The sequence below is a fragment of the Clostridium sp. genome (assembly GCF_036642255.1).
GTDB lineage: Bacteria > Bacillota > Clostridia > Clostridiales > Clostridiaceae > Clostridium_J.
The window spans coordinates 1-9,578 of the sequence record NZ_JAVWDJ010000052.1 but is presented as its reverse complement, the minus strand read 5'-3'; the positions used below and the strand labels follow the sequence as shown (position 1 = coordinate 9,578).

The following is a 9,578-nucleotide window of genomic DNA, read 5'->3' as shown; positions in this document are numbered from 1 at the left end:
ACCACACTTAAAAATATGGCATATTTCACCTTTAGAATGAGAAACCCAGTAAGCACAACGATAAAAGTAACAGATAAAACCATTAAGTAAGATATCAGATAGTTACTAAGCATTTTCTTTGCTTCATTAAGAGTGCTAGATATTTTATTGTTATCATGAGAAATTGAATCAATTAAGGTTTTCTTTCCTTTGGCCATATCCTTTGTAAAATAATATGTACTGATAAAGGTAAAAATTGTCACCATAAGTATATATGGCATAGAAGTAACTACTCCAATTACACCGGATAAAACTGCTGAGGACACAACTAAAGCAAGATTCGAAAGTTTTGTAAAACTACTTGAAAGATTGCTCTCTATCACCCCAATAATTGAGGGATCTAGATTAAAATAAAAGCTCTCTATTCTTCCAAGAAAATCCGAAATTAAAGTAGGATTTGTTGAAATATAGGTTTGTACACCTTTTGTGAATTGAATTACTTCCTGACTCAATTTTGATATAGTAACAAAAACTACTATAGAAATAGTGCTAAAAAAAGTGATAGTAGTTAGTAAAGCTGCCAGTGCATTAGGTATTTTAAATCTTTTGATTAAGTGTCTTGTAGGTTTAACTAGAATTAAAGCTGATAAAAGGGCCATTACAAAAGGCAAAGTATAGCCTAAAGTCTTTACAAAAACTACAAACACAACAGCATATAAAATAAAAAATATGAAAATCTTATCAAGTCTTTTTATTAATAGATTCATATACTCCTCCTGTCTAAGATAAGGTACTTCTTAGATTAATATAAATATACCATTATATTCATGATTATGTTTATATTGTAATACTTTATTATGATAAAATAAAGGGTTTAAGAAATTATTAGAACCTTTTGTATAAAACGAAAGTCCAGTTTTCATGAAGTCCAAAACTTTAATTTTTAATCTAAGAAAACAGCCCTTAAGAAAAGTTCTCTAGCATTTCTTGGCGCTTAGCTGATTTATCTTAATGACTAAAATTTATAACTTCTATCTATTACCATTTGCTTTTAGTATGTGCATTGGTAAAGTTATTGAAAGAACCAAGTGCACTGCATGCCATAGCAATGGCCATGGAATATAGTAAAAAAGGTACTTTATTGGTATATCAGAGTTTTTCATATAGATGTTTTAACTATAACATTATTAAAAACATATAATGAAATTAATCACCTATTATAAATTACAACCTTCAATAATAAATATATTAAAATGTTTTGTAATTAACTATATTTATTCAAATATGCTACAATTCATAAATTTATTTGGCTATATACTTTACAGTTTTGTAACTTAACAATCAAATTAAAATTGTTGCAAGTGAGAATAATTAATTTTTATTCATACACAATCTTATTTATTAAGATATACTTTAATTAAATATAAAACTCCAAGGTCTTTTGCAATATAAATTTTTATACCAAAATCTGTATTTAAGAATTGCTATTAATAAATATAAATTAAGGGAAGTCATTTGACTTCCCTTAATTTATATTTAACTTGTTTTCCTGTAAGATTGTTTTACAAATTTCTTATATTTATCTAATAAATACCCATTCTGATTCCGTAGACAAATCTTCACTATAACTATAACCTTCTTCATCGAAATTTTTCAACCCGCTAGGCGATGTAATCCTATTTTCAACTATAAACCGGCTCATAATCCCTCTAGCTCGTTTTGCATAGATAGTTATTACCTTATAAGTTCCACCTTTGTAGTCCTTAAATACAGGAGTAATTACCTTTGCGTTTATTTTTTCTAAATCTATTGCTGATGAGTACTCTCTTGATGCTAAGTTAATTACCACATTATCTCCTTGAAAGTTCAATTCTTTCATAAAATAACTTGTAAGTTGATTCTTCCAAAAACTATACAAATTACTACCTTCAGTGTTTTTAAGCTTTGTCGCCATTTCTAATCTATAAGGTTGAATGATATCTAAGGGTCTTAGGGCACCATATAACCCTGAAAGTATTCTTATATGCTGATTTGCAAAATATAACTGCTCCGCATTAAAGTCCTGAGCATGTATTCCCTGATAAACAGCCCCATCATAGGCAAGTAAAGCTTGCCTTCCGTTTGATAAATCATGTACCCTATTCCAATGTAGATGTCTCACAAAGTTTTTCTCTGCAAGATCACTATTGATTTTCATTAGGCTCTCTAGCTCAGGAGGAGTATAATTCATTAGCTCTTCCATCAACAAATTAGCTTCTTTAATAAATGTTGGTTCTGTAAATACATTAGTATTAATATTTTTGTTTAAATTTATTGTCTTTGCTGGTGACAATATAACTATCATTTAAAATCACCTCGCAAAGATTATATCATAGGAAATTATATAAAATCATTAAATTTTAACTTTTAATCTTCCACCGTCTTATAATTAGGAGTATTTTTGATGAAAAAAAAATGTTAGTTTATATTAAAAAGTGAATCTTTGTTAATTGTATATTTAACCATTATGAGCTAGTGATTTTCCTTTTGGCATTGCATTGAAATGCTATTTACTCCTTTCTTTTCCTATGGCTCTTGTGATAATAAGATACACTAAAAGGCTGCTTGGAGCATTTATCAGTCCAAATAGACCCCAAAGCCAGTAGTACTTCTCCTTACGCTTTCTAGCATCATAAAATATCCATGACCCTTGAATAAGAAGGATAGGGATAGCTATTAACACTATAAAAACAATTTCATTTTTTGTTGCTCCCATTATATTTCACTCCTTCTTCTTTTAACTGATATTGGAACAATAACCCATGGAATTATGAACATTAAAACAACTTGCGAAGAAAGTATAAATTTGTATCCAAGGTTTAAGCCCAAAAATCCATATAAACATAAAATCAATAACCCAGTACTAAGGAAAAGAGAAATCTCAATCTTGAACCTTTTTCCTTCCCTAATTCCATCGGCTTTCTCGATAATGTCAAGGGTATCTATATGAAAATCAAAAATATCCTCATTTAAAATATCAAGTTTTTCTGAAGTCTGCTCAAGTTTTTTGTCAAAGTCAATATTTTGATTTAAAGACTTGTTTTCTTCTTTAGACTCTCCATAAAATTCGTCTATAGATTTTCCTTCCTGTTCATCAAAACCCTTCATCATATCATCTCCCTTATTTCCATATCTGTGACTATTTGCTTCACTGCATTGTGAATTCTTGAACGTACTGTTCCCAATGGACAGCCCTGTATCTCTGCAATTTCTTCGTACTTATAACCATAATAATGTTTCAATATAAAGGCAGACCTTTTCTCATAAGATAATTTCTGTATGATTTTCATGATTTCCTCATATTCAATCCTTGAAATAGTAGTGTCTTCAAATCTTTGACCACGATCCTCAAAAGATTCTTCAATGACCTCAAGAGATTTATTTTTTCTAAGATAGTCCCTATATAAATTAGTAGCTATCTTTATGAGCCAGGTTGAAAATTTAGCTCTAGGCTCAAACTTCTTTATATTCAAAACTGCTTTTAACATTGTATCTTGAATTATGTCCTGAGAAAGATGTGGGTCACCAGTCATTTTAATAACATAACCCTTTAGTATTTTTAGATTTTCAGTTAGAAGGGTATTCATGGAGCTTTTATTTCCCTTTTTAGCCATATTTATAAGTTCTAGCTCATTCAATAGCAATCACTTCCCTTCAGTAATTAAACGCTTGTTTAGAAAAATAGTTCAAATTTATATAAATTATATGTTCATCATACTAATATAGATATAGAGATGTCAGCTGGTTATTAATATTTACTACTGCTTTGGATATCTTTAGTACATACATATTATAATCCTAGAAAAGAAATTAAATGTAGCAAGTGCCTTCCACATACGTATAAATTATGCGACAGGCACCCTAAAATCATTACTTACACAAATAAAATAGTATTTGCTCAATGTATTCTTTTTTTAATACCCTTTTTTATTTATATATATATTTACTTATGATAATGCCGTTGTGCTACTTTCAATTTTTTCATAGTAGTCTTCTCCCCAATGACACATCATTCTAAGAATGGGCATTAAGCTATCTCCTAAATCTGATAATGAATATTCTACCTTTGGAGGAACTTGAGGATAAACTTTTCTATTAACTAAACAATCACTTTCTAACTCTCGTAGTTGCTGCGTTAACATTTTTTGGGTTATTTGGGGTAGAAGCTTTTTTAACTCACTAAATCTTTGTGTTCCCTTAGTTCCAAGATGCCAAATAATAATAGGTTTCCATTTGCCTCCTATTAAATCCATTGCAATCTCAAAGGTGCACGAATACTCTTTATTTTTAATATTTAAAACATCTTTTTCACAATTCATATTAATCTCCTTTTCTATAGTATCCTTTTAGGTACTATAACACAAAAAAGTGCGTACTTGTACTAACAAGCCTTATACTCTAGAATAATATCATAGCTAAGAAATAGTATCAATATAGCAAGAGGTGGTAAAAGATATGTTTGAAGCAATTCGGTTAAGAAGAAGTATTCGAAAATACACGGATAGACCAGTTGAAGATGAGAAGTTAATTGAGGTTATTAATAGTGCTAGGCTTGCACCATCTGGTTCTAATACTCAGCCTTGGCATTTCATCATAGTGAAGTCAGATTCAATTAAAGAAAGATTAGCTAAAGTATCTCATAATCAAGAATGGATGTTAACTGCTCCAGTTTTTATTGTATGTGTTGCAGATATACGTTCTAGAATTAAAGAAGATATTGAAATTTCATTAAATGAAATTAGTCCTGAACCAGAGGTTAAACAAGTAATACGAGACACTTCAATTGCTGTAGAACATTTAGTCCTCAGCGCTGAAATCTTAGGCTTAGGAACTTGCTGGGTTGCGTGGTTTACTCAAGAGGATATTAGACCAATATTAAATATCCCTAATGATAAATATGTAGTTAGTATTATTACCCTTGGTTATCCAAATGAATCACCTAAATCCCGACCACGAAAAAAACTTGAAGATATAGTCCATTATGAAAATTGGTAGTTGATTGTATCAATTTTGCACTACATTAGTATTATTAATTTATGATAACAAAAAAATTAAAGCGAGGTATAAACATGAAAGTATTACTTATTAATGGAAGTCCTAAAGCTAAAGGCTGTACTTATACTGCCCTAAATGAGATTGCAAAAGAATTAGAGAAGGAAAATATTGAAACAGAAATTTTCCATATCGGAAATAAACCTATTCGTGGCTGTATGGCTTGCGGTGGCTGTTCTAAAAATGACTTAAATAAATGTGTATTTAATGATGATCCAGTAAATATTGCATTAGAAAAAGCTAAGGATGCTGATGGTTTTATTTTTGGATCTCCTGTACATTATGCAGGTGCATCAGGTGAGATAACTTCTTTCCTAGATAGATTTTTCTATGCTGGAGATGGGTTTCAATATAAACCAGGTGCTGCAATTGTAAGTTGCCGTCGTGGTGGTTCCACTGCAGCTCTTGATCAGCTTAATAAATATTTTACTATTTCACAAATGCCTATAGTATCTTCTCAATATTGGAACATGGTTCATGGTAGTACCCCTGAACAAGTTGTGCAAGATTTAGAGGGAATACAAACCATGAGAACTTTAGGTAAAAACATGGCATGGCTTTTAAAATGTATAAATGCTGGAAAAGAATCAGGGGTGACATTACCTGAAAAAGAGCAAAGAGTTTGGACTAATTTTATACGCTAAGTATAAGTAATTGTCTATGACATGGATAAAGAGAATAACCAATACCTATTTTAGTTCTTTATAAAAAAACATGGATTTATATTAATCTTGAGTAACTAAAGCAAGCCAATCTCTTTTAAAATTAGAGATTGGCTTGCTTTAGTTATCATTGTTATACTCTTAATGATATCATTCGAGGGATTTGATATATAAGTTTTTTGATAATTCCCTAAGCCTATCCTCATCTAATATGTATACCGTTTTATTCTCGCATTTTATAATTAATTTTTCTTCAAGATCCTTAAAAGTCCTATTTAAATGCCTATAGGTTGTTCCCAAGAATTGAGCAATTTCTATGTAGGAGGAATTTAAAACTATATAATTTTCATCTGTTATATGCTCCACCAAATAGCTTGATAATCTATTTATAAGAGGATATACAAAATTATAGGAACTATTATTAATGGTTGCATAAAGTTTTTCACTTAAAGAATCTATTAAATGGTGCAGCAACTTCAGATTATCTAAATATTCTTTTCTAAGTATATCTGAAGGTATTGCTATCAAATAAGTGTCTTCTACGGCATCAATGTTACAAAGTATAGGAAGATTTTTTAAAAGTTCTAAATCTCCTATTGTATTAAATTCTTTATAAAACTTTAAAAGCATTGCTTTTCCATTTTCAAAGGGATAAGAAATCTTTATTTTACCTTCTACAAGTAAATAGTAATATTCAAGATCAGATTCTGCCTCCAAAATATGCTCCTCTTTTTCATAAAAATGAAGTTGTGCATGATGTAATATATCTTTATCTAGTATGTTTTCTATATTATGCTTTAGAATATAATGATTCAAAATATCATTATTTAAAATTTTTTTCATAAATCCTCCTTAACATGACACATGTCATGTCTAAATTCTTAGGAATATTGTAATTTATTTATAGAGAGTTGTAAATCATAGGAGGAATTAAAATGTATAAAAATTTAGCGTTTATAAATGGTGTTATCCTCGCAATAATGGTTTTTTATAATGGAATGATAACTAATATAACTGGGCCATATATGAGCACCTTAATCTTTCATGTACTAGGATTTTCATTAATAATAGTTATATCCATAATAAAGAAAAATAAGCTTTCAAACTTAAAACAAGTACCCATTGTGCTTTTCCTTCCAGGGATATTAAGTGTAATAACTATACTTTTAAACAATATATCCATACCTGAAATAGGATTAACACTTGCCATCGGTGTAACTTTATTTGGGCAACTCGCGATGTCTAGTTTAGTGGAGCATTTGGGGTTGTTTGGTATGCCGGTGAATAAGTTTAAGAAAGAAAAAATACTTGGCTTTTCAATAATCTCACTTGGGATAATTTTTATGATTACTATGTAAGGAGGGGTAAAATGATCTATATATTCTTGTGCTTTTTAACTGGAATAACAATAGTTGTAAATATGATGTTAAACGGAAAACTTGCTCAAAGAGAAGGTATGATAAATGGAGTTTTTATAAATTATTTAATGGCCGCCATATCATCTATTATACTTTGTGGTATTATGTTAAAATCCATGCCTTCATACTTATCTATAAGTTCTATTCCCCTACCCTATTTATTAGGAGGGTTCATAGGTGTTTTAACCACCTATATGTTTAACCTTATTGTTAATAAAGTACCAGCGGTATATGTAGTTATACTTCGGTTCGTAGGTCAAATGCTTGCAAGTGCAGTTATAGATTATATTTACTTAAGTATTTTCTCTACGGGCAAGATAATTGGAGGAGTACTGTTTCTTATAGGATTAATATTAAATTCAAAAGTTGATACTAAGTATGCACAAAAAAAACTTAAAGTTAGTGAAACTATTTAAACTGTTCAATTAATAAAAAATCGGTGATAATTTACATTATCTAAACCACATAAACTTCATAGACAATGTTTGGTTCTATTTATGAAATGGAAACTCCTAAACTTCAATTATTTCAAAGGTTGTTTTTATCATAAGAATTGTGTACATTAAAATTAAGTAAATTATGAGTTATATACTTTTATGAGGTTATAAAATAACAATTTAACCAATCATATCTAAAAAATACTAAGAAGACAAAGTCAGTTCATATTTGGGTGAAGTTTTAAATTTAATTACCTACAAATTAAAGAACTAACTATATGAGGAGGATTATTATGAAATACGAAATTATAATTTTTGATGCAGATGAAACTCTATTTGATTTTAAAAAATCTGAAAGAGAAGCTATTAAAAATACTTTGTTGGAATTTGATGTAGAATATGATGAAACTCATCATCTGAAAATATATCATGATATAAATACTACTATATGGAAGGAGTTTGAGGAAGGACTTATTACTCAGAAAAAGTTAAAGACTGAAAGATTTAAAAGATTATGTGATAAATTAAATATTAAATTAGATGAAATGGAGCTTGCAAAAGCATACATCAAGCATTTAGGCAATGGATCTTTTTTATTTGATGATAGTGTAACTCTAGTAGAAAGTCTTCATAAAGATTATAGACTTTCAATCATTACCAATGGACTTACGGATGTTCAAGATAATAGAATAAGAAAATCTATTATTGCAAAATATTTTGAGAATATAGTAGTGTCTGAGGAAGTTGAAGTGTCAAAGCCAGATCCTAAAATATTTGAACATGCTTTAAACAATATAAAACATACTGATAAGAATAAAGTGCTCATAGTTGGAGATAGCTTAACTTCCGACATACAAGGTGGAATAAATTTTGGTATTGATACTTGTTGGTATAATCCAAGTAAAATTGAAAATAAAACTGAGATAAAACCTACTTATGAGATTTCTAGTTTGTTAGAACTTAAGGATATATTGGAGAGATAAGAATATAAAAAGCATACTAATTTAGTATTTTAGCATGCTTTTTATATAACTAAAGTTCACTAACAAGCATTCCTTCAACTGCTGCCATAGCTGCTGTTTTTGGGGATACTAAATAAATTTGGGCATTCTTATCTCCCATTCTACCTGAAGAATTTCTTGGAGTAGTAGTAACAACAACATCTGTGTCGCTTAGAACTCCTTGATGTATACCAGAGCAAGCACCACAACCTGGATTTATTATTATTCCTCCACTATTTCTAATTATTTCGCTATAGCCTAGTCTATCCATATCGTTGACAACTTTTCTTGAGGCTGGACATACTATTAAGGTAACATCATTGTGAATTGTTTTATTCTTTAAAATTTCAGCTACCTGTTCCATATCGTCTAGCCTACCATTTGTACAACCACCAATGTAAACCTGAGAAACAGCTTGTCCTTTAGCGTCATCTAATGAAACTACATTTTCTACAGATCCGGGAAGTGCAACTACTCTTTTAATTTCATTAGCATTCATCTGGAGCACTTTATAAAATTCACACTCTTCTTCTAAGTTTTCAACCGTGAAATAAACAGTTTTTGCACCAACTTCTCCCAGCATATTTGAAATTGTCATTTTTTCACTTACAGTAAGTGCATTTAAAGACTGTCCACATAAAAGTATTCCATTGCCTTTCAAATTAGTAATTCCCGCTTGTTTTATTATATTTAGTATTATGTCTTTTCCTGAAACACTAAGTTTTCCTGAATTATTTTTTGGAAATTCACCTTGTAAATATATCTTAACAATTTTAGGGACTACAATGGTGTATTTGTCTGTAGCTAGCACATGAACCATCTCTTCTGGTGTAATAGAAAATGGAAGTGCTCCTAGCCCAGCAGAAGTACACATATGACCATCTACTCCAACAATAATCTTGTCCTTTAGCCTCTCACCAAACTTCTCAACAAAGACCTGATGTAAAATACCTTCACCATTTTTATATAATTCAATTCCAAATCTCTTGC

The 9,578-nt window shown here is 29.8% G+C and carries 13 protein-coding genes; 5 read left to right on the top strand and 8 right to left on the bottom strand.

The window, feature by feature from the left end; genetic code table 11:
* From RR409_RS18115 to RR409_RS18090, 6 genes are all read right to left on the bottom strand, one after another.
* A partial coding sequence (locus tag RR409_RS18115; RefSeq protein ID WP_332559179.1) for an AI-2E family transporter occupies nucleotides 1–746 on the bottom strand: 746 nt, incomplete at its 3' end.
* An 812-nt stretch (nucleotides 747–1,558) separates the two neighbouring features.
* A complete protein-coding gene (yaaA, locus tag RR409_RS18110; protein WP_332559178.1) occupies nucleotides 1,559–2,323 on the bottom strand; it encodes a peroxide stress protein YaaA in 765 nt (254 codons plus the stop codon).
* Nucleotides 2,324–2,524: 201 nt separating this feature from the next.
* A complete protein-coding gene (locus RR409_RS18105) occupies nucleotides 2,525–2,734 on the bottom strand; it encodes a sigmaY antisigma factor component (RefSeq protein WP_332559177.1) in 210 nt (69 codons plus the stop codon).
* Entirely contained in the window at nucleotides 2,734–3,126 is a 393-nt protein-coding gene (locus RR409_RS18100; RefSeq protein ID WP_332559176.1) for a hypothetical protein, read from the bottom strand. The genes RR409_RS18105 and RR409_RS18100 overlap by 1 nt, the downstream gene beginning before the upstream one ends.
* Nucleotides 3,126–3,656: an RNA polymerase sigma factor SigY gene (gene sigY / locus RR409_RS18095; protein WP_332559175.1), complete on the bottom strand. Its 531-nt coding sequence runs from the start codon at nucleotides 3,654–3,656 to the stop codon at nucleotides 3,126–3,128. The genes RR409_RS18100 and sigY overlap by 1 nt, the downstream gene beginning before the upstream one ends.
* Nucleotides 3,657–3,965: 309 nt before the next feature.
* Nucleotides 3,966–4,343, bottom strand: a complete 378-nt coding sequence (locus RR409_RS18090; RefSeq protein ID WP_332559193.1) for a helix-turn-helix domain-containing protein — start codon at nucleotides 4,341–4,343, stop codon at nucleotides 3,966–3,968.
* 130 nt (nucleotides 4,344–4,473) lie between these two features.
* Between RR409_RS18090 and RR409_RS18085 the strand changes: the two genes are divergently transcribed.
* Together RR409_RS18085 and RR409_RS18080 are read left to right on the top strand one after the other, a co-directional pair.
* A complete protein-coding gene (locus tag RR409_RS18085) occupies nucleotides 4,474–5,013 on the top strand; it encodes a nitroreductase family protein (RefSeq protein ID WP_332559174.1) in 540 nt (179 codons plus the stop codon).
* Nucleotides 5,014–5,087: 74 nt separating this feature from the next.
* Nucleotides 5,088–5,714: a flavodoxin family protein gene (locus RR409_RS18080; RefSeq protein ID WP_332559173.1), complete on the top strand. Its 627-nt coding sequence runs from the start codon at nucleotides 5,088–5,090 to the stop codon at nucleotides 5,712–5,714.
* A gap of 168 nt (nucleotides 5,715–5,882) precedes the next feature.
* On the opposite strand, the gene RR409_RS18075 is transcribed toward RR409_RS18080, so the two are convergent.
* On the bottom strand, nucleotides 5,883–6,575 hold the full coding sequence (locus RR409_RS18075) for a helix-turn-helix domain-containing protein (RefSeq protein ID WP_332559172.1): 693 nt from the start codon (nucleotides 6,573–6,575) through the stop codon (nucleotides 5,883–5,885).
* A gap of 92 nt (nucleotides 6,576–6,667) precedes the next feature.
* On the opposite strand from RR409_RS18075, the gene RR409_RS18070 reads away from it, so the two are divergent.
* From RR409_RS18070 to RR409_RS18060, 3 genes are all read left to right on the top strand, one after another.
* Nucleotides 6,668–7,090 (top strand): DMT family transporter, encoded by a 423-nt coding sequence (locus tag RR409_RS18070; RefSeq protein WP_332559171.1) that lies wholly within the window; start codon nucleotides 6,668–6,670, stop codon nucleotides 7,088–7,090.
* Nucleotides 7,091–7,101: 11 nt separating this feature from the next.
* Nucleotides 7,102–7,566 (top strand): DMT family transporter, encoded by a 465-nt coding sequence (locus RR409_RS18065; protein ID WP_332559170.1) that lies wholly within the window; start codon nucleotides 7,102–7,104, stop codon nucleotides 7,564–7,566.
* A gap of 314 nt (nucleotides 7,567–7,880) precedes the next feature.
* The gene (locus tag RR409_RS18060) at nucleotides 7,881–8,570 is read left to right on the top strand and encodes a YjjG family noncanonical pyrimidine nucleotidase (protein WP_332559169.1); all 690 of its coding nucleotides are present in this window, start codon (nucleotides 7,881–7,883) and stop codon (nucleotides 8,568–8,570) included.
* 49 nt (nucleotides 8,571–8,619) lie between these two features.
* On the opposite strand, the gene RR409_RS18055 is transcribed toward RR409_RS18060, so the two are convergent.
* Nucleotides 8,620–9,578 (bottom strand): aconitase family protein (locus RR409_RS18055; protein WP_332559168.1); only part of this gene is annotated, 959 nt, incomplete at its 5' end.

Bases quoted from the DNA above. Each gene is read 5' to 3' on its own strand.
- yaaA (WP_332559178.1), bottom strand. From the start codon at position 2,323: ATGATAGTTATATTGTCACCAGCAAAGACAATAAATTTAAACAAAAAT.
- RR409_RS18105 (WP_332559177.1), bottom strand. From the start codon at position 2,734: ATGGGAGCAACAAAAAATGAAATTGTTTTTATAGTGTTAATAGCTATC.
- RR409_RS18100 (WP_332559176.1), bottom strand. From the start codon at position 3,126: ATGAAGGGTTTTGATGAACAGGAAGGAAAATCTATAGACGAATTTTAT.
- RR409_RS18085 (WP_332559174.1), top strand. From the start codon at position 4,474: ATGTTTGAAGCAATTCGGTTAAGAAGAAGTATTCGAAAATACACGGAT.
- RR409_RS18080 (WP_332559173.1), top strand. From the start codon at position 5,088: ATGAAAGTATTACTTATTAATGGAAGTCCTAAAGCTAAAGGCTGTACT.
- RR409_RS18075 (WP_332559172.1), bottom strand. From the start codon at position 6,575: ATGAAAAAAATTTTAAATAATGATATTTTGAATCATTATATTCTAAAG.
- RR409_RS18070 (WP_332559171.1), top strand. From the start codon at position 6,668: ATGTATAAAAATTTAGCGTTTATAAATGGTGTTATCCTCGCAATAATG.
- RR409_RS18065 (WP_332559170.1), top strand. From the start codon at position 7,102: ATGATCTATATATTCTTGTGCTTTTTAACTGGAATAACAATAGTTGTA.
- RR409_RS18060 (WP_332559169.1), top strand. From the start codon at position 7,881: ATGAAATACGAAATTATAATTTTTGATGCAGATGAAACTCTATTTGAT.